Below are 21,195 nucleotides of genomic sequence, written 5' to 3'. Positions count from 1 at the left end.
CGGCTCGGGGCGGGGTTGCATCGCATTAAGCGAATGCGATGCCAAGCGCTTCTTCACGATCTCATCAGCGGTGAGCAGGTAGTCGAAGTCGATGAGGTCGGATTTGTCGGTCATGAGCGGTCCTTGGGGGCGAAGGAGGAAGGAACCGGAAGGAGAAGAACACCATCAATGCGGCAGGGAATCTTCCACGGGTTTTCTGTGGCAAGGAACACTGGGAGGGTTTGCAGGTCCGGGTTTTGCAGCGCGACGGGGCGCACGAACCGGGCTAGGGCTCCCCCGCCCACGCTGGTGGCCTCGGGCCGGCTCGTGGCAGGCCAGGGGCCGCCGTGTTGCTGGGACCACGTGTTGGCCACCCCGGTGGGCCAGGCGTTGAGCGTGACCCGTCCGACGTTCGGGAGCATTCGTGCTACCACAGTGGCTGTTTCCGAGTCATCGGGGCCGCCAGTGAAGACGGATGCCGCAAGGGAGCCCTGCAGACCGGCCAGAACATCCATTACCTCGCCGGCATAGTCGTATTCACAAACAAGAGCTACAGGGCCGAAGCATTCCTCGAGCAGCCGCGACCCTGGCATGAGATCGGCCAGAGCCACGCGGAAGACGTGTGCAGCAGCGGCATAACCGTCGCCGTCGTCCGACGGGGCCGCGACCATCACCCCGGCGACAGCCGAAAGCTCAGCAATCCCGCTTGTGAATCCGGCTTCGATGCCCGCCGTCAGCAGCGGCGCGGGCGCAACCTCCCCCACCAGGCGGGCTACGGCGTCGAACATGCCGGAGCCGGCCGGGACGAAAATAAGGCCTGGTTTCGTGCAGAACTGGCCTGCCCCAAGCGTGAATGAGGCAACGAACCCAGCAGCGATGTTTTCGGCCGCGGCCGGTGACTCGGCGGCCGCGGACGTAACGAACGCAGGGTTTATGGTGCCCATCTCGGCAAACACAGGCACCCCCCGCGCCGCCGCACGGTCCCGCAGGGCCATCCCGCCGCGCTGGCTTCCGGTGAACGAAATTGTCTTCACAGCGAGGGAATCGACGAGTTGCAGTCCAGCGTTGAAGCCAGTAACGCAGTCATACGTTCCTTCAGGGGCGCCCGCTGCGCGGAGTGCGTCCCGGGCAATCGAGGCAACCTTGACACTCAAGCGTGGGTGCGCGGGATGGGCCTTCACAATGACGGGACAGCCAGCCGCGAGCGCGGATGCAACGTCGTGACCGAACACCCCGAAACCAAAGGGAAAGTTGCTCGCACCGAACACGGCGACCGGTCCGACCGGAACATTCCAGCGCGCCAGGGTGACCGTGTCGCTAACCACGTCCATACTCGCGGCGAGGTAGCTACCCTCGACCGCGACACTGGCATAGAAGAGCAAGCTCTGCCCCGCTCCCGCGATCTCGCCCCGAAGGCGCGGCAGACCGAGCCCGGTCTCCTCGTCACCGAGAACGGCGAGTTCTTCCTGGTGCACACTCAGTGCATCGGCCACGGCAGCCAGCCAGCGGGCACGGACTGCCGGGGCGGTCGCTGCGAGCAAGGGGGCCGCATTCACGGCGCGCAGCAGCACGCGGTCGACCATGCTCGGCGACGTGTGTTTAACGCTCCCGCGCTGCAGTCCGGTGTGCGGGTCGAAGCTGGCGTCAACGCCGGCAACAGCATGCGGCGCAGTCGTGCTCACGCGGCGACATCTTCCCGGGTTGCGGTCTCGCGCGCGGCGGCATCCACCTGTACGACAACGTCCCGAAGAACCGTGAGGCCGTCACGTAGCAACGCTTCCTCAATCACGAGCGGGGGCAGCAGGCGAATCACGTTCGAATAGGTTCCGCAGACCAGCACCAGCAGCCCTTGCGCGTGACACCGGGCAGCGATCTCTTTGGCAAGCTCGGCACGGGGCGCCAAGGTGTCCCGGTCGGCGAATTCCACGGCCAGCATCGCTCCCCGGCCGCGAACATCAACAACAATGCCCGCAGCGGAGAGCAGCGGGTCCAGCATTTCGCGGGCGACGGCCTCGATCCAGCAGGCATTGGCAACGAGTGCACCGTCTTCAAACGCCTCGAAGACCCCAAGCGCCGCCGCGCAGGCGAGCGGGTTTCCCGCGTAGGTGCCGCCGAGACCGCCGGCGTGCACCGCGTTCATTAGTTCGACACGGCCGGTGACCGCGCTCAACGGCAGGCCGCCAGCTAGGGCCTTAGCGGTCACGGTGAGGTCTCCCACGACCTGTTCATGGTTGCTCGCGAAGAGCAGGCCCGTGCGTCCCATGCCAGCCTGAATTTCATCGAGCACGAACACGATGCCGTGCCGGGTCGCAATTTCGCGTAGCCCGGGAAGGAAGCCAGGCGACGGAACGATGAAGCCACCCTCACCTTGGATCGGCTCGATCACCATGGCGGCAAACGTCTCCGGCCCTTCGGCGTCCAGAATGCGCTCCACAGCGGCGAGCGCTTCCGCAGTGGCGTTCTCTGCCCCGGTCGGCCAGCGCAGCGGCGCTGCGAACGGGGCTCGAATCACCTCGGTCGGGAATGGCCCGAAGTTGAGCTTGTAGGGATTCTCCTTGGCTGTCATCGCCATCGTCAGCAGCGACCGACCGTGATAGGCGTCGTCGAAAACGAGAACCTTCTGTCGACCGGTGGCCGACCGGGCAATTTTGATGGCATTCTCAATGGCCTCCGCTCCCGTGGAGAACAGCGCCGTGCGCTTCTCGAACTCACCGGGAGTGTGCTCGTTCAACCACCGGCAGACAGCGGTGAACGAGTCGTATTCGGTCACCATGAAGCAGGTGTGGGTGAATCTGGCCAGCTGATCCCCGACATGCGCCTGCACGTTCGGGTTGCTGGCGCCCACGCTCGTCACCGCGATCCCCGAGGCGAAGTCGATGATGCGGTTGCCGTCCACGTCCTGGAGGATTGCACCGTCAGCGCGGTCGATGAATACCGGCAGGGTAATACCGAATCCGCTCGTGACGTGCTTCAGCCGCTCGGCATGCAATTCAACAGAGCGCGGGCCAGGAATTGCCGTGGCGAGAAGACGGGACTGGGGAACGGATACTGGTGTCATGGGCTCAAATTAGCAACGCGCAGACTCTGAAACATCAGATGGATTGCCCAATTATTGTCATTTCTTGGTTAGAATAACCAACAATTGTCGCCTACTCCGTAAGAACGGATCTTGCCTCGTGATCAGCCTGACTCAGCTCTGTGAGAAGTTGGGCAATGCCCTCCGCACGGTCGACGGAGATCCGGTCGCCAGGATCAACCTCACCGGCGTGCATATCTCCGAGCTCACAGACCCGACACCGTATTTGGAAGGCGGGGAACTCCTGCTGACCACAGGCATTCCTCTGGCCGGTGAGCCCGACAGCCTTCGCGACTACGTGACTCGGCTCGCGTCTCGCGGCGTACTTGCCCTGGGGCTAGGCCTCGGTGCTGGTACTGACGATGTGCCCGCCCAACTTGAAAGTGCGTGTGCGGGAGCCGGAGTAACACTCCTCATCGTGCCTGCGAGCATCCCGTTTATGCACATTTCCCGCACCTACTGGGACCTGGTGGGCAAAACAGAACAGGCCGACCTCGCGGCCAGCCTCACTCTTCAGACTTCACTGACGCAGGCTGCGACACGGCCCGAGGCCGTCGCCGCGGTGGTGAAGGTTCTGAGCAATGCCCTGGGCGGCTGGGCCGTGTATCTTCCCGCCGATGGTTCAGCGGAAACGTACTGGCCACCGGAGGAGAACCGCGTCCTGCCTCAGCTCCGGGAAGAAACGGCCCGCCTCGGCCTCGCCGGAACGCACTCGGCGGCCACCTTCCCGCTGGACGGGATGGACGTCGTTGAGTACTCCATTATTGCTGACCGGCGCACGGCGGGTTTCCTGGCTGTCTGTGCGGGTCGGCCCCTGCGAAAGGCGGATCGGCAGTTGATGCTCACGGGATGCATGCTCCTCGCCGTGGCTGCCCAGCGAGAGTGGCAGCTCACTCGGGCGAACTCGGTTCTCGGCACCACGGCAACGACGCTGGCGTTGAACGGTTTCGTCGATGCTGCGCGTCTTGTAGCTGGAGATCTGATCGGTTCCCCGCTGGCTGAACGGGTCCGGCTCCTGGCCATCCGGGGAGACAACCTTGAGGCGCTCACCACCTCAGAACTCGCCGATCAGGTCTCAGCCATGCTGTCTGGTGAGCCGGCGATGCGATTAGGCGACAGCATCCGCCGATGCCGCCTTCGCTCAATGGAAGACGGCGTCTGTTACCTCATTCTGGAGACCCGGACAGACCCTGACCCTGCCGAAGAATCCGGGAACCCGGTTGAGGCAGCAGTGTCGCGCCGACGCGCCCAACCTGTTCCGTTCGCGGCGGCGCTCAGCCGGCCCATGCCGCTCAGCCAGTTACCGGGCAGCGCCGACGACCTGCGTCGGTCTTGCCTGCTCGCAAGGGTGGGACAGATCTCCACGGGCCCGGGCCTACGTGATCCTCGTGCCGTCGAGTGGGTGGCCCGGCTCACGGCATACTCCCGGGCCGATCTCGTGGCAACCGTGAAAAGTTACATTCGGAATCAGGGCCAGTGGGAGGTCGCTGCCCGGGAGTTGAAGCTCCATCGCAATTCCCTGCGGCACCGAATCGGCATTGCAGCGAAACTACTGGACGCCGATCTCGACGACCCTGACGTGTCGGCGAATCTCTGGCTAGAGCTCCGCAGAGTCGGGGCCGGCAGCGCTGACTGAGGCCAGCCAGTGTCGAACGGCGTCGCAAAGAAGCCACCGGAACACCGCTGAGCGCCCACAGCGCCCTGCCGGCGCACCTCCGGAAATCGCTGACGTGGGATCAAGGATCGGAGAAGGTCGAGTACCTTCAGTTCAAGGAGGAAACGACGATCTCGGTCTACTTCTGCGATCCACATTCGCCGTGGCAACGAGGCTCGAACGAGAACACAAACGGGCTCATTCGCCAGTACTTCCCCAAGGGCACAAACCTGAATCTCCATAGCCCCGAACGACTGGCTGAAGTCGCGGCCAAGATCAACGCTCGACAAGGAAACAGCCCACATTTGATCGAGTGTTGCGACGTTGGCTAGAAAACACCCAGCTTGTCATGGCCACCGACACTCGCCCACGCCTCGGGCGGTAGTGAAGCCGACGAGGATGCGTTCGCGAATCAAGTCACGTTCAGTAAACGCGGAGCCCTGGCCAGGCGGGGAATTGGCGATGATGACGCCGCATAAGTGACATGGAGAGTCGGGCGGACGGACGGTCGACTGGTGAAAATTGGCTCGTCGAGCACTGTGGGTGATACCGTGCACGAGTAGCGATCAAAGGAGATCAGCCATGTCGTCGTACACACAAGTGACCTCAGACCTGCCCCTGCTGGAATGCACCATCGGTGATCATTTTGAGGGCATCGTTGAACGATTCGCCCACCGTGACGCCCTGATCGAGGTAGCAACCGGACGACACTGGTCCTATTCCGAACTCAATTCAGCAATCGACGACTTTGCGCTCGGCCTTATGGGGTTGGGCGTCGAACGCGGAGACCGAGTCGGTATCTGGTCGCCCAACTGCGCCGAATGGACGATCGTTCAATACGCCACGGCCAAGATCGGTGCGATTTTAGTGAACGTGAATCCCGCGTTTCGCATCGCTGAGTTGGAATACGTTATCAGGCAGTGCGGAATGCGGATGCTCATCTCCGCCCCATCCGACAAAAACAGTGACTATACAGCCATGGCTCGAGACGCTTTCATCAGCTGTTCAGATCTGCACGAACTCGTCTTTATCGGCACCGATACCGACCCGACCCGATCGGGCGAATTCGACTATACCGCCCTCATCACAGCCGGCCATACCGTGTCACTCCTGGACCTGCGCCACCGTATGAACGAACTGACAGCGAACGACCCGATAAACCTGCAGTACACCTCGGGTACGACCGGATTTCCTAAGGGTGCCACCCTCACCCACCGCAACATTCTCAACAACGGCTTCTTCATCGGCGAACTCCTCAACTACACCGAACACGACCGGGTCGTCCTCCCCGTGCCCTTCTACCATTGCTTTGGCATGGTCATCGGCAACCTCAACATCTACTCACACGGTGCCGCCGCTATTCTTCCCGGGCGCAGCTTCACCGCAACAGCTGCCTTACAAGCCGTGCACGATCACGGCGGCACCTCACTCTACGGAGTACCCACGATGTTTATGGCCGAACTAGCCCTCCCAGAATTCACCACCTTCAACCTCTCCACACTGCGCACCGGAGTGATGGCTGGGTCAACCTGTCCGGAAGCAGTGATGAACCGAGTGATCGACGAAATGAACATGATCGACGTGGCTATTTGCTACGGCATGACCGAAACCGCACCCGTGTCGACAATGACCAGAAGCGAAGACACCATCACCCAACGCACCTCAACTGTCGGTCGTACGATGCCACACCTGGAAAACAAGATCATCAACATCACCACCGGCGAAACGGTAGAGCGCGGCAAGATCGGCGAATTATGCACACGCGGCTACAGCGTCATCTCCGGCTACTGGAACGAACCAGACAAAACTCGAGATGCAATCGACCAGGAGGATTGGATACACACCGGTGACCTCGCCAGCATGGACACGCACGGCTACATCACCGTAGAAGGACGCATCAAGGACATGGTTATCCGCGGAGGCGAAAACATCTACCCACGCGAAATCGAAGAATTCCTCCTGCACCATCCATCAATTCACGACGTGCAAGTCATCGGAGTACCCGACGAAAAATACGGAGAAGAACTCATGGCCTGCATCATCCTCAAACCGGGCGTCGACCCGATAACCGCCCAAGACCTCGCCGCCTTCTGCCACGGACGCCTAGCCCACTTCAAAATCCCCCGGTACACCGACGTTCGAGACAATTTTCCCCTCACAGTATCCGGCAAGATACGCAAAATCGACATGCGCAACGAAGCAATAGCCCGACTGTCAACCACTTCATGACCTGACCCCAAGCTGCACCCGATAGTTAGGCGGCGTCCCCGAGGTACTGCCAGCGATTCTCCGGGCTCAACACCCCCAGATCCACCAGCTCCCGCGCGGAACGGTGATCACGACGCTGGTCATGGAGTTCCCGTCATGTCCTGTCTCATCTAAGTCAAGTCAGTCTCATTTTTGACATCTATGCTGCTTGACGCCAGGGACAGCTTGGACCGAGCCGCTACTGCTGCATCTGGACCTCGCAGCGTAAACACGTCAGGGTTTCGGACCCGGAGCTGAGTGAATCGGCAAGTTGACGTCAACGCCGTAAACAAAATCTAAGTCGGGGAAACTGACGCAAACGAGGCGACCGCCGACTCGAAATGATCAAACATGACGTGCCGTCGCGGCGCCTCTATATTCATGACTTCAAAAGCAGAACCACGTTTTTCGATGTAACCGAGCACCTTCTTGGGTGACCTTTCGTGGCAGCGGCGGTCGCCGACACGCCATTCATGATCGGACAGACTGCGGACCTCGAGATCTCCCGTTGCGCACGGTTCATGATCCTGATTCGACATTGAATCTCCTTCGTGATGAGCGGCCCGGACCGGCGGTACCTCAACCAACTCCGATGCCGCTTGCATCTCCCACCCAACATAGCCCCCTCCTATGGCGGCATGCCGTTGCCAGCACATGCAGCGCCAACCAATCGCCGTCATCGGGGACAGCGCTGCGCAAAGTCCGAACCGACTTCACGCAGACGGTGTGTCGGCGGCCATGACAGGCTGGGCGTTTTCCAGCCAACGTCGCAACACCTGAGTTTTAGGAGTAGCGATGACAGACGGTTCCCGAAGCCGCAAGAAGGTGACCGGCGCTGCCGATGGCCGAGACGCGCGTTGAATATGCTCGGCTAATGAGGCAAGGAATCAGTAACGCCTAGGCGTGCCGAATGTTGAAGATCAACCGGCGTACGGGGATGCGTTGGCGTCACGGCCGGACTGTGAAGAACGCCCAGGGGCGTTGATTGTGGGCGCTAGATCCTGTGCAGGGCTTGTGAACGATCTTCCCTTTCATCGGCGTTGGAATCGTCCTCCGGGCGATAATCATCGGGGTACAGGCCGTAAGAAGTACGCCCTACATTCCGCGGCGAATAAAGTCGGCCACGCGCTCCCCGACGAGAACGGCGGTCGCGGCCGGTCCGCGCACGGGCGTGGTCGGCAGGATCGAGGTGTCGGCGACGCGCAACCCCTCGACACCGTGCACGCGCCCGTATTGATCGACGACGGCCCCTGGATCATCTGCTGGCCCAAACCGTGCACTGCCGCAGAGGTGAATGGCGGTGCCCAAGTGGGAGCGCAGCCAATCATCGAGCAGTTCATCGCTCTCGAGCACGGTGTCGGTCAGTTCGGTCAATCGCTTAAACAGGTGCCTGTAGGCATCTGTTCGCAGCAAATGTACCGCCACCCGCACAACTTCGCGCATGCGTTTGAGGTCGTGTTCGGTCGAGAGGTAGTTGTAGTCGATGCGCGGTTGCACGTCTGGATCGCCCGACTCGAGGCTGATACGTCCGCGCGAAGTCTCTGACTGCACGGCGACGAGCAGCGCGAGGTCCCCCCGATAGGCGATCTGGTTCGCGAAGCGCCGCATCGACACCCCGCGCATCGCCCGAAGTGATCGAAGCGGACGCCTCGCTGCGGCGCGTACCCCGACCATGATGCCGCGCGCGCTGCCGGTCAACAGATACCCCATCGGTTTAAGCATCGGGAGAATCTCCAGATCCCCGGGCGCAGTAGAACCGGTCGCCGTGAAGTTCAGGCACGCCGCCATCGACTGCGACGTGCGGTAGTCAACGATCTGTCGGCGCGGCTGCCACAGCACGGCGATATCCGGGTGATCACTGAAATTCGCCCCGACCCCGGGCAAGTCGCGCACGACTGGAATGTTGAATTGTTCCAGTTGCTCCCGGGGGCCCACCCCTGAGACCAGCAGCAGGTGAGGTGATTTGATCGCGCCTGCCGAGAGCACAATCTCTCGGCCTCGCAGCTGAACCATCCCGCCGCCCCGCGTGACCTCGACACCGATGGCTCTTGTTCCCTCGAACAGTACACGGCGCACGTAGCTGTCACCCGACACCGTGAGGTTTCTGCGGTGCCGCACCGGATTCAGGTAGGCGATCCCGGTGTTCTGACGCACGCCGTCGAGCGTGTTCATCGGGAGCGGTCCGTGTCCCGGAATACCCTGATCGTTCTTGTCAGGTTCGTCGGCGAAACCCAGCTCCACGGCCGCCGCGCGAAAAGCGACGGTCACTGGATGGTCCTGCGGAGGCCGACCGACGACCATCGGCCCCGCACCACCGTGAACGGCGGACTCGCCATACTGCAGGTCGGTTTCGATCCGGCGATAGAACGGCAATACCTTTTCCCAGGCCCATTCGGGTGACCCGATAGACCAGGAATCGAAGTCGGCTTTTCTTGCACGAATGAAGTACGAGCCGTTGATCGTCGATGATCCACCGAGGATCCGGCCGCGCGCGATTGAGTAGGGCAGTTTCGGTGTGAGATTACCTGTGAACGACCAATTCTGCGGATGTCCCGGCGTCGCTCCCTGCACGGTTCCAGCATCGAGTAACTCGGGCGGGAATTCGGCGGCGGACCGCGGCACCGGTCCTGCCTCAAGGAGCAGCACCCGTCTCTCGGGATCTTCACTCAGTCGGGCTACGAGTGGGGCTCCGGCTGCGCCGGCACCGACCACGATCACGTCATAGTTCACGTCCGTCAAGTTCGACACCGGTACCCGTGGGTTCATGCCTGTCCTCCGGGTCCAACTGTTGGTAATTCACCCGACGTGAAACCCTCCTTAAGCAGGAGCAAGGCCGACTCGAGCAGCTCAATGAGGTTGGAGCCGTCAGTTCTGAGCCACTGCTCGTACGCGGCGAGCGATGCACCGAGGAATACCCAGCCGATCACTGTCGGTTCGATCGCGTCGACGGCGACTCCCAAGCGGCCAGCCGCGAAATCCGACACCACCAGGCGCCACTCGGCATATCGCAGCGTGGAGTGCGCCACGAGCGCAGGAACGTTCAGCAGCAGGTTCATCCGCTCGCGATGAAAGGGGACCTCTTCTGACGGAAATCGATTGAATTCGACGACCGCCCGGGCGAGCGCATCGACGAGAGACACGGTCGTGTCCGTAGCAGCGAGGAACGCGCGCATACGCGCGAGTTCAGCGTCAAAGTCACCCCAGGGCAGATCGTTCTTGGAGGGAAAGTAGCGAAACAGGGTTCGACGCCCAATTCCGGCGGCGGTGGCAATGTCGTCGACGGTCGTCTGGTCGAAACCGTGCTCGAGAAAAAGCCGAAGTGCTACGTGGCTCAGGGCGGCGCGGGTCGTCAGCGGCTGTCGGCCCATCCGCGGTGCCACAGAGCATTCATTCATTTGTTTTCATCCCTGTACTTTCGGCACTGAGTGCCACTAGTCTGGTGCATGCACGAGATTTTCGCCACTGATGTCGATTTCTATCGCAAGGAGAACCGCATGGTTTCCGCAAAAAAGACCAGCCCCACCGAATCCGCAACCGCCGGCGCTGAACATTCTGCGGCGTTGGATCTCGAATCCGATACCCTGGTCGAGGAGATCTCGATCGACGGCATGTGCGGCGTCTACTAAATCGCTGACATGGCCGGCCTGGATCTTGACCGGGGATGGGATCTCCATCCCCAGGTATCTGTTCGCCCGGAGCCGTTCGGTGCGCTGCTCTACCATTTCGGTACCCGCCAGCTCTCATTCCTAAAAGATACGACGCTTCTCGCCGTCGTGAGGACTCTCGCCGACGTACCTTCTGCCCGCGCAGCGTGCACGGCCGCGGGCATCGCTGAGAGTGATCTGCCCCGCTATCAGCGTGCTCTCGGCACCCTCGCGAAATCCTCCATGGTCGTTGAAAGGACCTCATGACGCTCCTCGATGCACCCCGAACGTCCCCGTTCGTTCTCGCCCCGAAAGATATTCCCCGAAAGACCGAGCGTCTCGTCGATCTCTTCGAATACGGCCTTGACGCCCCCATCTGTCTCACCTGGGAACTGACCTACGCCTGCAACCTGTCCTGTGTTCACTGCCTCTCGAGTTCCGGGCGCCGCGATCCTCGCGAGCTGACGACGGCAGAGGCGAAGGCCGTCATTGACGAGTTCGAGCGGATGCAGGTCTTCTACGTCAACATCGGCGGCGGCGAGCCGACCGTGCGTCCCGATTTCTGGGAACTCGTCGACTACGCATCAGAGCACCACGTCGGAGTCAAATTCTCCACCAACGGCGTGAAAATCTCCCCGGAGATTGCCCAGCGTCTCGTCAGAAGCGACTACGTCGACGTGCAGATCTCGCTCGACGGCGCAACAGCGGAAGTCAACGATCATGTGCGCGGCCCCGGCTCCTACGCCACGGCTATGAGCGCCATGCAGAACATGTATGAAGCCGGCTTCAAGGGATTCAAGATCTCGGTCGTCTGTACGAGCCAGAACATCAGCCAGCTCGACGACTTCAAGGCCATCGCCGACAAGTTTGACGCCCAATTGCGGCTCACCCGCCTGCGCCCCTCCGGTCGCGGAGCGGACGTCTGGGACGAACTGCACCCGACCCAAACGCAGCAGCGCGAACTCTACGACTGGCTCGTCACACACGGAGATGGTGTGCTCACCGGAGACTCGTTCTTCCATCTCTCTGCTTTTGGAGACGCACTGCCCGGCCTTAACCTGTGCGGCGCAGGTCGTGTTGTCTGCCTCATAGACCCCGTCGGGGACGTCTACGCGTGCCCCTTCGCCATTCACGAAGAGTTCCTCGCCGGCAATGTGCGCTCAGAGGGCGGCTTCCAGGAGGTCTGGCAGCACTCGGAACTCTTTCTCAAACTGCGCGAACCGCAGTCGGGTGGAGCGTGCACCTCATGCGCGTTTTTCGACACTTGCAAGGGCGGCTGCATGGCCGCCAAATTCTTCACTGGATTACCGCTGGATGGTCCCGACCCGGAATGCGTCCAGGGCTACGGCGAAGAGTTGCTAAAGAACCGCAAGGGCAAAGCGGTAGAGCTTCCAAAATCGTCAATCGTCGACCACTCCCACCGCACTACCCGAGCCGGACGCGAAGGAATGGGCTCGGTACAGCTCACACTGAGCCGTCGCGCCGGGATGGTTCCAGTGAACGCCAGCGACTGCGAAGTCAGTCCTCTCGTCGGGTTCACGCCCGAACAACCACCGGCAGGAGCTTGTGACGAGAGCCCACTGGCCGGGATGAACCTGCTCGCAACTTCGCAATCCAGCTGCGCCGGGGAGAGCTGCGGAGAAGGAACGTGCGGCTGTAGTTAGAGTTCGCAACCCAGAGAGACGTGACAAGCGCCCGTTGCGCTTGCGACAGAGAGTCGGTGGTCTTCAGCCAAAAAATGCGTTATCAAGGATCGGAACGCGCGACTGCTTCGGCGAACGGGGACTCTGAGCCGTGAGGTGCAGCACGACGCAGTCGCGGAGTACGCCTTCCGATCGGATGCCGCGCCGCCGCAACTACCGCGCCGGTCTCAGTCGACTGTATAGAACCTGAACATCAAAAATGAGGAGGAAACCATGGGAAGAGTAGAAGGCAAAGTCGCATTCATCACGGGTGCAGCCAGAGGCCAGGGGCGTAGTCACGCTATCCGACTGGCACAAGAAGGCGCAGATATCATCGCGATCGATGTCTGTGAGGACATTCCCGGAGCGCCGTACGCCGGGGCCACGGAAGAAGATCTGGCCGAGACCGTTCGTCAGGTCGAGGCACTCGATCGTCGCATCATCGCTACTAAGGCGGATGTGCGCGATTTTGACGCCCTGAAATCCGCAGTGGATGAGGGTGTAGCGCAGCTCGGACGCCTCGACATCGTGTCGGCCAACGCCGGCATCGTAACCGACATGGCACCCACCGAGGAGCTATCGGAGGAGATCTGGACAGACATGATCAACGTGAACCTGTCCGGTGTCTGGCGCACCACAAAAGCAGCAATCCCGCACATCAAGGCCGGCGGGCGCGGTGGATCCATCATCCTGACCAGTTCCAACGCCGCTCTGATGGTCTACCAGAACCTCGCCCACTACACCGCAGCTAAGCACGGTGTCGTGGGACTCATGCGAACGCTGGCCCTTGAACTGGCACCACACATGATCCGTGTGAACAGTATCCACCCGACGCAGGTTAACACCGACATGATCCAGAACGAGGCAATCTACAAGCTATTCCGCCCTGACCTGAAGAACCCCACCCGCGAAGACTTCAAGACTGCATCGGTTGCTATGCAGGCGCTGCCGATTCCGTGGCTGGAAGCAATTGATATTTCCAATGCGTTACTGTTCCTGGCCTCCGACGAGGCTAGATACATCACCGGCGTTACCCTGCCTGTCGACGCGGGCGGCAGCATCAAGTAAGAATATTCGTTTCACAACTCGACGAGGAGAAGAAGATCATGGGAAGAGTAGAAGGCAAGGTAGCGTTCATCACCGGTGCCGCTAGAAGTCAGGGGCGCAGTCATGCGCTGCGACTGGCCCAGGAGGGCGCGGACATCATTGCGGTCGACATCGTCGGTCCTGTTGAGTCGGTGCATGCATACCCAATGGCCACCGCAGAGGATCTGGCCGAGACCGTGCGTCAGGTGGAAGCATTGGATCGCCGCATCATCGCTACACAGGCCGATGTACGTGACTCAGCAGCGCTAAAAGCGGTGATGGACGATGGAGTCGCTCAGCTCGGACGGCTCGATATCGTGTCGGCCAACGCGGGAATCTTTCAGATGTCCCCGGCGCTCGAGCTTGACGATGCCGCATGGCAGGAAACCATCGACATTAATCTGACCGGCGTCTGGAACACCTGCAAGGCGGCCCTACCGCACCTCATCAAAGGCGGACGAGGCGGGTCGATCATTCTTACCAGTTCGACTGCGGGGCTCAAAGGACTCGCTAACACCGTCCACTACACAGCAGCCAAGCACGGGGTCGTCGGCATCATGCGGACGCTTGCCAACGAGTTCGCCCAATACTCAATTCGAGTGAACTCGGTGCATCCAACAACGGTCAACACAATCATGATCCAGAACGAAGACGTTTGGGGGTTGTTCGATCCGGCCAATGCGAACCCCACTCAGGATTCGGCAGTCGAGGCTTTCAAGAGTATCAACGCCCTGCCAGTGCCTTGGGTGGAGCCGGTCGATATCAGCAACGCGGTATTGTTCCTGGCCTCCGACGAGGCGAGATTCATCACCGGCGTTACCCTCCCCGTGGACGCGGGCAACCTCGTCAAGTAACCAATTGACGCGGGGCGACGCGAAGCGCACCGCCACATATGGAAGAAAAGAGACAGACATGGGAAACCTCGACGGCAAAGTCGCCTTCATCACCGGCGCAGCGAGAGGGCAGGGCAGAAGCCACGCCATTCGTCTGGCGCAGGAGGGCGCCGACATCATCGCGATCGACCTCTGCGAGGGCGTCGACAGCGTCACCACATTCTATGAGCCAGCAACCGCCGAGGACCTGGCGGAGACCGTACGGCAGGTCGAAGCTCTCGACCGGCGTATCGTGGCGAAACAGGCGGATGTGCGCGATATCGACGCGCTGACCAAGGCCGTGGATGAGGGCGTCGCAGAACTGGGACGGCTCGACATCATCGTCGCCAACGCCGGAATCTTCACCTTCGGATCGGACACCCAGAAGATCGAAGAGCAGTCCTGGAAAGACCTCATGGACATTAACCTGACCGGGGTATGGCACACCTACAAAGCCGCTGCCGACCATCTGATCGCATCCGGTGCCGGTGGATCGGTCATTATTATCTCCTCACTGGCGGGATTCAAGGGACTCGCCAACGTCGCCGCCTATACGACTACCAAGCACGGCATCGTCGGCCTGATGAAGGTACTCGCCAATGAACTCGGTCCTCACGGAATTCGGGTTAACACGATCCACCCGAACTCGATCGACACGAAGATGGTGAAGAACAGCAACACCTACAAGCTGTTCCGCCCAGACCTTGACGATCCTCAGGCCGAGGATGCCGAACCCGCCTTCGCCGGGCTGAACCCCATGGGCAAGGCTTGGATCGAGCCAATCCACGTATCGAACGCGGTCGCCTGGCTCGCCTCCGACCAGTCATACTACGTCAGCGGAGGCCAGATCCCGGTCGACGGTGGAGCATCCATCAAGTAAACCAGCCCTGTTCCAGATGAAGGAGAACACGTGGCACCCACCAGTACCATCGTCGACACCCAGAAACGGGTAGCCGCGCACCTTGTCGGCCGGGAGCGTGAGCTCGAACTGACGCTCGCGGCCATCGCAGCTAGCCGCGACATCCTGCTTGAGGGGCCACCGGGGACTAGCAAAACCACCATACTGAAAGCCATCACCGAAGAATGGGGTATCCCCTTGCACTTCGTCGAGGGCAATGCCGACCTCACCCCAGCCAAACTCGTTGGCCACCACAATCCCGCGCGGGTGCTGCGGGAGGACTACAGCGCCGACAACTTCGTGGCTGGGCCCCTCATCGAAGCGATGCAACGCGGCGGGTTCCTCTATATAGAGGAGTTCAACCGGGCACCGGAAGACACCCTCAACACACTGCTCACCGCAATGGCCGATCGCGCCATCGCGGTGCCCCGGGTCGGCACCATCATCGCGGCGCCGACCTTCCGAGTAGTTGCGTCGATGAACCCCTATGACAACGTCGGCACGACGCGGTTGTCGACGAGCGTGCACGACCGGTTGAACCGACTCGCGATCGGCTATCAGGACGAGCCAGCCGAACGCGGAATCGTCACGCTTCGCACCCAGGCCGACGGTGATCTCGCCAATCGCCTCGTTATCGACGCGGTATCCGTCACCCGGGCAACGAGGCGTCACCCGGATGTACGCCAGGGAAGCAGCGTGCGCGGCGCAATTGACTGCGTCCTCGTCGCGCTGCAACTCGCACTGCTTCGACACCTCAGGTCACCGCACGACGACGGCTACAAAGAACTCGTCTACGATGCCATGACCGTCTCCCTGTCCGGCCGCATCCACCTCGACGAGGCCGCGGAAAGCACGCCCGAGCGCGTGTTGCGACAGATCTGGGAAGACCATTTCATTCTGGAACCGGCCATTGCCGAGCCGGGTTGAAGGGAGATCGAAGCGGATACACCCCTTTCGAGGCCGGACCGCCAGAAACGGGCCAGAACCGCGTTGGGTCGCAAGCCGAAACAGCTCACGGAGGATCCGGTGGTCTTTGAGCCCGGCGGCGCGGGGAGCGCAGGCGTGGTGTTGCGCGCGCAGACAATTGGGCGCGGTCCCGCGCCCAAATCGTCTCCGGGCACCACTGAAGCGGGAAACACCGACGAAATAGGTGAAATAGTGCTCGGTGGCACCGATGTGGTCGACATCGATCCCAGCGTGCGCGCCCGAGCCCGGCAGATAGCTGCGAGGCTGGCTATCCCCCAACCAAGAACAGACTCGCTGGCGCACCGCGGGTCGGGCAAGCTCACGAGTTTGCCCTATCGGGCCGGGTCGGACGAAATCGATCTCGATCGCACAATCGAGATGCTCGCCGAACACCCAATTCCGGAAGACGAAGACATCATCGTGCGGGAGCGCATTCGCACCCGCCGGTCGGTGGTGCTGCTCGTTGATGTGTCCGGATCAATGAAAGGCGAGCGAGTGCAGACCGCCGCCGCGACGGTCGGTGCCCTCGCGGGTGAACTCCAGCACGACTCCCTGGCCGTCATCGCGTTCTGGTCGGACGCAGCCATCCTGCTCGGTCTCGGCCGGGAGGTGAAGCCGATGGATCTGCTCGATTCCATCTTGCAGATGCCCGCCCGCGGACTCACGAACATCGCCTTCCCACTCGAACTCGCGGCGCGTCAGCTGGCGCAGGTACCAACACGGGAGGCGCGCGTGATCCTATTGTCGGACTGTGTGCATAATGCGGGTCCGGATCCACGGGAAAGCGCGGCCTGGCTGGGGCGACTCGACGTGCTCATCGACGTGAGCGGTGAGAAAGACATCGAACTCGGCCGGCAGCTCGCGACTGCCGGGCATGGAACCGCCCATCTCGTGCGCACCCACCGCGATGTCGCTCCGGCTATCAGTCGACTCTTTAGAACCTAAAACGACAACTAGAAAGCAGGAACTCCCATGGCAAAAAACGCATGGTTCGAAACCGTTGCCGAGGCACAGCGACGAGCCAAGAGTGCACTTCCCTCCTCCGTCTACGGTGCCCTCGTTGCGGGGTCTGAGCGCGGGCTGACCATCGACGACAACATGGCAGCGTTTGGCGAGCTCGGCTTCTCACCGCATGTCGCCGGGCACCATGCGGTGCGCGACCTAACGACAACCGTGATGGGCATCCCCATTTCTTTGCCAGTCATCATTTCCCCCACAGGTGTGCAGGCCGTGCACCCCGACGGTGAAGTGGCCGTTGCCCGGGCATCCGCTAACCGCGGCACCATCATGGGCCTGAGTTCGTTCGCCAGCAAACCCGTTGAAGACGTAATTGCTGCCAACCCAAACACGTTCTTCCAAATGTACTGGTCGGGATCGCGGGAATCGATGGTGCAGCGAATGGACCGGGCCCGGACCGCCGGCGCCAAGGGACTCATCGCCACCCTTGATTGGTCCTTCTCCAACGGTCGCGACTGGGGCAGCCCGCAGATTCCGGAAAAGATGAGCCTGAAGACAATGATCAACTTCGCGCCCAACGTGCTCCCCCACCCACAATGGCTCCTGCGCTTCGCGAAGTCCGGCCGTATCCCCGACCTCACCGCTCCCAATCTCACTCCGCCGGGCGGCACTGCACCGACATTCTTCGGCGCCTATTACGAGTGGATGCAGACGCCGCCACCCTCCTGGGAAGACGTCGCCTGGATGCGCGAAACCTGGGGAGGACCCTTCATGCTCAAGGGCGTCACCCGCATCGACGACGCCCACCGAGCCGTCGACACGGGTGTAACCGCCATCTCCGTGTCCAACCACGGCGGCAACAACCTCGACGGAACACCGGCGACAATTCGTATGCTCGCGTCGGTCGTCGAAGCCGTTGGCGGCGACGTGGAAATTGTGCTGGACGGCGGAATCCGTCGAGGCAGCGACGTCGCCAAGGCCCTCGCGCTCGGCGCACGCGCGGTCATGATCGGCCGCGCCTACCTGTGGGGCCTCGCCGCAAACGGCCAGGCCGGAGTCGAAAACGTACTCGACATTCTGCGTGGCGGACTCGACTCGGCCGTTCTCGGCCTTGGCCATGATTCAATCCACGAGCTCTCACCCGCAGACTTTTACATCCCGCCAACGTTCTCGCGCACCCTTGGAGCGACACTGAGCAACGTCGACGCTACGACCCGGCAATAATCACGTCACTATCAACCACGTCACCGCCATGGCGGCGGCGCACGGTACTTTTTGGGGCCAGACTTGAAGTCGAACGAGGGGGCACAAGTGGATGGTGAATTGGCGTATAGCACCTGGCCATCGCTGCCGCCGGCCCCAGTCGTGCTCGTACCCCTTGGCTCGACGGAGCAGCATGGACCACACCTGCCGTTCTCCACCGACACCATAATCGCCTCGGCGGTGGCAGAGCGAGTCGCCACGGATCTGACCATCATGGGGCATTCGGTCGTCGTCGCCCCCGCCCTGCAGTACGGGGCGAGTGGTGAGCATCAGAATTTTCCGGGAACCGTGTCGATCGGCACCGAAGCGCTCACGATAGTCGTGATCGAGCTGGTGCGCTCGCTGTCGACCTGGGCAGGCCGCATTGTGCTCGTCAACGGCCATGGCGGAAACCTTGCTGCGCTCACCACATCCGTTTCTCTGCTCCGGGGCGAAGGTCACACTGTCGCCTGGGCTCCCTGCACGGTTGCCCGGGGAGATGCCCACGCCGGAATCACCGAGACATCGATTCTGCTGCATCTCGACGCCAAGTTGGTCGACCTGGCATCGGTTGTGCCTGGCGCGATGACGCCGATGTCTGCCCTTTTTAGCCGGCTCGCGTCGGAGGGCGTGCGAGCGGTGTCGCCGACCGGGATTTTGGGCGACCCGACCGGAGCCACCGCCACGACTGGCGCTGCCCTCATGGCTGAGATGTGCGACGGTGTGCAGCGCCGGATCCTCGGCGAGTCCATCGACCCCCGCGGTTGCCTCCGCGACCCCGCCCGGTGCACAGTCCCGGCACCCGTCGCCACGGAAGATCGAGCATGAAGCCGCCCGCTGCTCTGCTCCCACCCGGTTTCACGGTCGAACTCAACCGCACGGTCACGGTCCGTGACCAAGGCCGATCCTTGGTCGGAGGCTCCCCGACCCGCGCAATCTATCTCTCCCGGGCCGCCGTCAGAATGTTCGCCGGGCGCCTCCTGGCCGTCGACCGTGCCGGCTCGGGCGCCCTCGTTGACAAGCTGCTCGAAATTGGCATGGCCGATCCGGTACTCGACACGCTCCCGGCAGCGGATGAGAGCGACGTCACCTACGTGATTCCAACGTACGGTCGGCCGGAATCGCTCGACCGCCTCCTAACGAGTATTGGACCACGCAAATCGGTCATCGTGGTCGATGATGCTTCGCCCGACCCCAGCGATGCGAAACGAATCGCCGCCGCAGCGGGAGCCCGTTTCATCGCTCTGCCCGAGAATCTGGGTCCGGCCGGCGCCCGCAATGCGGGGCTGCGATTGGTGCACACGACCTATGTAGTGTTCGTCGACAACGACATGGTCGTCACCGACGGTGCTGTAGCAATATTGCTCCGACACTTCGTTGATCCAAGGGTTGCCCTCGTCGCCCCGCGAGTGATCGGACTCCAGCTGTCGACCCGAGTCAACTGGATCTCTCGTTACGAAGATGCCCGGTCATCGCTCGACCTCGGACCGACTCCCGCCACGGTGCGGCCTCGCGCGCGGGTGTCGTGGGTGTCAACGGCTTTCGTCGTAGCCCGTGTCGAAGCCCTCGGCGCCGGGTTCAGCGACGGTATGCGAGTCGGCGAAGACGTCGACCTCGTTTGGACACTCGTCGAACAGGGCTGGAGGGTGCGCTACGAACCGGCCGCGACGAGCGCCCATGAACACCGAGTCACGTTTCCCGACTGGGCCAAGCGCAAAGCGTTCTATGGCACGGGCGGCCACGCACTGGCACTCCGACATCCAGGCAACATCGCCCCGGCGATCCTCGCGCCCTGGAGCGTCGGCGTCATCGTGGCGTTGCTCGCCCAGCGGGCCTGGTCGGTTCCTCTCGCCCTCGGAATTTCGGCCGTTGCCGCAGTGCGCATCTCGCGCAAGCTATCCCGCCACGAGCATCCGCTGCGTATCGGTATCAAGCTGACGGCCACCGGCGTCGCCGCATCGGTTTCGCAGACGATGGCCCTGCTCACGCGGCACTGGTGGCCGATCGCGGTGCTCGGCAGCATCATCTCCCGACGGGTACGCCGGGCAACGATCGCCGCAGCCATACTCGACGTCGTCCTCGACTACCGACGAACCAGACCGCAACTCGACATCGTGCGCTTCGGGATCGCACGCCGAGCCGACGACCTCGCCTACGGGGCAGGTCTCTGGCTCGGAGCGCTCCGCGGGCACTCAACGGCGGCGCTCCGCCCCGACATCCGCGGACGTCGCTAGTTATTCGATCATGCCGGAGCGCCGGAACTCGTCGACGAACGCCGTGGTCCTTTTCGACCCCGATCCTGCCTATACCGACCGCCTCGCACTGCTGCTTGAATAACTCGCTCGCAGAGCAGAGCTGCTGCCCTCTCTGTCAACCTTAGATAAGGCACCGGGATCGTCCCGAATAGTGTCGTAGAGGGCGGGGAAGGAGTTCCCCTTGACGAACGCAGTAATGACAGAACGTAGCTCGACCGGGCAGGCTGTAGGGATGGAAGATGTTCCCGATCCCCAGGTTCCCGAGCGTGCTCGGAGGCGAACCTATACCGCCAAGTACAAACGCGACATTCTGACCGAGTACGACAGCCTGAACCGGCAGGCCCGCGCACGAGCGTGGTTGGCAGTTCGAGGTGTCGGGGACGCGCAACCCTTCGATACCGTGCACGTGCCCGTATTGGTTGATGACGGCGCCCGGACCGTCCGCCGGCCCGAACCGCGCGTTGTCGCACAGATGAATCGCGGTGCTGCGGGAGTTCAGGAGTGCGGTTTTCTTTCTGCCAGGCCAGCCTGTCCGAGCAGGTACCGGGATTAGCGGGGTGATAGAGTCTGCGTGTCCTTTTCCGTGGCAGACCGCGCGGGCTGGCCGGGACAGCTGCAGGTCGGCTCAGGTCAAGGC

The 21,195-nt window shown here is 62.0% G+C and carries 19 protein-coding genes and 1 pseudogene; 14 read left to right on the top strand and 6 right to left on the bottom strand.

Annotated elements, in window-relative coordinates; all coding sequences use genetic code 11:
- Nucleotides 1–110: 110 nt before the first annotated feature.
- Both BLS91_RS01325 and BLS91_RS01320 read right to left on the bottom strand, forming a co-directional pair.
- Nucleotides 111–1,661 carry an aldehyde dehydrogenase family protein gene (locus BLS91_RS01325; RefSeq protein WP_092338460.1) on the bottom strand — a complete coding sequence of 517 codons (1,551 nt, stop codon included), beginning with the start codon at nt 1,659–1,661 and terminating at the stop codon, nt 111–113.
- A complete protein-coding gene (locus tag BLS91_RS01320) occupies nt 1,658–3,037 on the bottom strand; it encodes an aminotransferase class III-fold pyridoxal phosphate-dependent enzyme (protein ID WP_092338458.1) in 1,380 nt (459 codons plus the stop codon). Before BLS91_RS01320 ends, BLS91_RS01325 begins: the two co-directional genes overlap by 4 nt.
- Nucleotides 3,038–3,155: 118 nt before the next feature.
- Between BLS91_RS01320 and BLS91_RS01315 the strand changes: the two genes are divergently transcribed.
- From BLS91_RS01315 to BLS91_RS01310, 3 genes and pseudogenes are all read left to right on the top strand, one after another.
- Nucleotides 3,156–4,691 (top strand): PucR family transcriptional regulator ligand-binding domain-containing protein, encoded by a 1,536-nt coding sequence (locus BLS91_RS01315; protein WP_159433810.1) that lies wholly within the window; start codon nt 3,156–3,158, stop codon nt 4,689–4,691.
- 62 nt (nt 4,692–4,753) lie between these two features.
- Nucleotides 4,754–5,041: pseudogene (locus BLS91_RS19455) on the top strand (IS30 family transposase); the annotation flags it as partial.
- 250 nt (nt 5,042–5,291) lie between these two features.
- Nucleotides 5,292–6,938 (top strand): AMP-binding protein, encoded by a 1,647-nt coding sequence (locus BLS91_RS01310; protein ID WP_092338454.1) that lies wholly within the window; start codon nt 5,292–5,294, stop codon nt 6,936–6,938.
- A gap of 314 nt (nt 6,939–7,252) precedes the next feature.
- Here BLS91_RS01310 and BLS91_RS19450 read toward each other — a convergent pair whose 3' ends face one another.
- From BLS91_RS19450 to mftR, 3 genes are all read right to left on the bottom strand, one after another.
- A complete protein-coding gene (locus tag BLS91_RS19450; protein WP_134344817.1) occupies nt 7,253–7,495 on the bottom strand; it encodes a hypothetical protein in 243 nt (80 codons plus the stop codon).
- A 556-nt stretch (nt 7,496–8,051) separates the two neighbouring features.
- The gene (gene mftG / locus BLS91_RS01305; protein ID WP_092338452.1) at nt 8,052–9,722 is read right to left on the bottom strand and encodes a mycofactocin dehydrogenase MftG; all 1,671 of its coding nucleotides are present in this window, start codon (nt 9,720–9,722) and stop codon (nt 8,052–8,054) included.
- Nucleotides 9,719–10,351: a mycofactocin system transcriptional regulator gene (mftR, locus tag BLS91_RS01300; protein ID WP_092338450.1), complete on the bottom strand. Its 633-nt coding sequence runs from the start codon at nt 10,349–10,351 to the stop codon at nt 9,719–9,721. Before mftR ends, mftG begins: the two co-directional genes overlap by 4 nt.
- A 99-nt stretch (nt 10,352–10,450) precedes the next feature.
- On the opposite strand from mftR, the gene mftA reads away from it, so the two are divergent.
- The 11 genes from mftA (at nt 10,451) to mftF (ending at nt 20,537) form a co-directional block, all read left to right on the top strand.
- Nucleotides 10,451–10,582, top strand: a complete 132-nt coding sequence (gene mftA, locus BLS91_RS01295; RefSeq protein ID WP_105035679.1) for a mycofactocin precursor MftA — start codon at nt 10,451–10,453, stop codon at nt 10,580–10,582.
- Between the two features lie 9 nt (nt 10,583–10,591).
- Nucleotides 10,592–10,867, top strand: coding sequence for a mycofactocin biosynthesis chaperone MftB (gene mftB, locus BLS91_RS21025; RefSeq protein ID WP_092338446.1), 276 nt, complete (start codon nt 10,592–10,594; stop codon nt 10,865–10,867).
- Complete coding sequence (gene mftC / locus BLS91_RS01285; RefSeq protein ID WP_092338444.1) at nt 10,864–12,264, top strand: mycofactocin radical SAM maturase; 1,401 nt, start codon at nt 10,864–10,866, stop codon at nt 12,262–12,264. The genes mftB and mftC overlap by 4 nt, the downstream gene beginning before the upstream one ends.
- Before the next feature lie 252 nt (nt 12,265–12,516).
- Entirely contained in the window at nt 12,517–13,350 is an 834-nt protein-coding gene (locus BLS91_RS01280; RefSeq protein WP_092338442.1) for a mycofactocin-coupled SDR family oxidoreductase, read from the top strand.
- A 38-nt stretch (nt 13,351–13,388) separates the two neighbouring features.
- Nucleotides 13,389–14,222, top strand: a complete 834-nt coding sequence (locus BLS91_RS01275; protein ID WP_140424909.1) for a mycofactocin-coupled SDR family oxidoreductase — start codon at nt 13,389–13,391, stop codon at nt 14,220–14,222.
- Nucleotides 14,223–14,280: 58 nt separating this feature from the next.
- Nucleotides 14,281–15,120, top strand: a complete 840-nt coding sequence (locus BLS91_RS01270; RefSeq protein WP_092338437.1) for a mycofactocin-coupled SDR family oxidoreductase — start codon at nt 14,281–14,283, stop codon at nt 15,118–15,120.
- A 30-nt stretch (nt 15,121–15,150) separates the two neighbouring features.
- Nucleotides 15,151–16,065 carry an AAA family ATPase gene (locus tag BLS91_RS01265; protein WP_092338435.1) on the top strand — a complete coding sequence of 305 codons (915 nt, stop codon included), beginning with the start codon at nt 15,151–15,153 and terminating at the stop codon, nt 16,063–16,065.
- Nucleotides 16,066–16,164: 99 nt separating this feature from the next.
- Entirely contained in the window at nt 16,165–17,049 is an 885-nt protein-coding gene (locus tag BLS91_RS01260; protein WP_208859931.1) for a vWA domain-containing protein, read from the top strand.
- 27 nt (nt 17,050–17,076) lie between these two features.
- Entirely contained in the window at nt 17,077–18,285 is a 1,209-nt protein-coding gene (mftD, locus tag BLS91_RS01255; RefSeq protein ID WP_092338431.1) for a pre-mycofactocin synthase MftD, read from the top strand.
- A gap of 99 nt (nt 18,286–18,384) precedes the next feature.
- Entirely contained in the window at nt 18,385–19,131 is a 747-nt protein-coding gene (gene mftE / locus BLS91_RS01250; protein WP_241983067.1) for a mycofactocin biosynthesis peptidyl-dipeptidase MftE, read from the top strand.
- Nucleotides 19,128–20,537, top strand: coding sequence for a mycofactocin biosynthesis glycosyltransferase MftF (mftF, locus tag BLS91_RS01245; RefSeq protein ID WP_092338427.1), 1,410 nt, complete (start codon nt 19,128–19,130; stop codon nt 20,535–20,537). Before mftE ends, mftF begins: the two co-directional genes overlap by 4 nt.
- Before the next feature lie 142 nt (nt 20,538–20,679).
- Here mftF and BLS91_RS21090 read toward each other — a convergent pair whose 3' ends face one another.
- Entirely contained in the window at nt 20,680–21,108 is a 429-nt protein-coding gene (locus BLS91_RS21090) for a GMC oxidoreductase (RefSeq protein ID WP_420838486.1), read from the bottom strand.
- Nucleotides 21,109–21,195: the final 87 nt, after the last annotated feature.

This window comes from Cryobacterium flavum, from assembly GCF_900103805.1.
GTDB classification, from domain to species: Bacteria; Actinomycetota; Actinomycetes; order Actinomycetales; family Microbacteriaceae; genus Cryobacterium; species Cryobacterium flavum.
Note: the sequence above shows the minus strand (reverse complement) of the source record. Positions and strands in the feature narration are given on the sequence as shown.

Coding starts and splice junctions, on each gene's coding strand:
- mftC (WP_092338444.1), top strand. CDS start 10,864: ATGACGCTCCTCGATGCACCCCGAACGTCCCCGTTCGTTCTCGCCCCG.
- mftB (WP_092338446.1), top strand. CDS start 10,592: ATGGCCGGCCTGGATCTTGACCGGGGATGGGATCTCCATCCCCAGGTA.
- BLS91_RS01270 (WP_092338437.1), top strand. CDS start 14,281: ATGGGAAACCTCGACGGCAAAGTCGCCTTCATCACCGGCGCAGCGAGA.
- mftG (WP_092338452.1), bottom strand. CDS start 9,722: ATGAACCCACGGGTACCGGTGTCGAACTTGACGGACGTGAACTATGAC.
- mftF (WP_092338427.1), top strand. CDS start 19,128: ATGAAGCCGCCCGCTGCTCTGCTCCCACCCGGTTTCACGGTCGAACTC.
- mftR (WP_092338450.1), bottom strand. CDS start 10,351: ATGAATGAATGCTCTGTGGCACCGCGGATGGGCCGACAGCCGCTGACG.
- BLS91_RS19450 (WP_134344817.1), bottom strand. CDS start 7,495: ATGTCGAATCAGGATCATGAACCGTGCGCAACGGGAGATCTCGAGGTC.
- mftA (WP_105035679.1), top strand. CDS start 10,451: ATGGTTTCCGCAAAAAAGACCAGCCCCACCGAATCCGCAACCGCCGGC.
- BLS91_RS01310 (WP_092338454.1), top strand. CDS start 5,292: ATGTCGTCGTACACACAAGTGACCTCAGACCTGCCCCTGCTGGAATGC.
- BLS91_RS01275 (WP_140424909.1), top strand. CDS start 13,389: ATGGGAAGAGTAGAAGGCAAGGTAGCGTTCATCACCGGTGCCGCTAGA.
- mftD (WP_092338431.1), top strand. CDS start 17,077: ATGGCAAAAAACGCATGGTTCGAAACCGTTGCCGAGGCACAGCGACGA.
- BLS91_RS01320 (WP_092338458.1), bottom strand. CDS start 3,037: ATGACACCAGTATCCGTTCCCCAGTCCCGTCTTCTCGCCACGGCAATT.
- BLS91_RS01280 (WP_092338442.1), top strand. CDS start 12,517: ATGGGAAGAGTAGAAGGCAAAGTCGCATTCATCACGGGTGCAGCCAGA.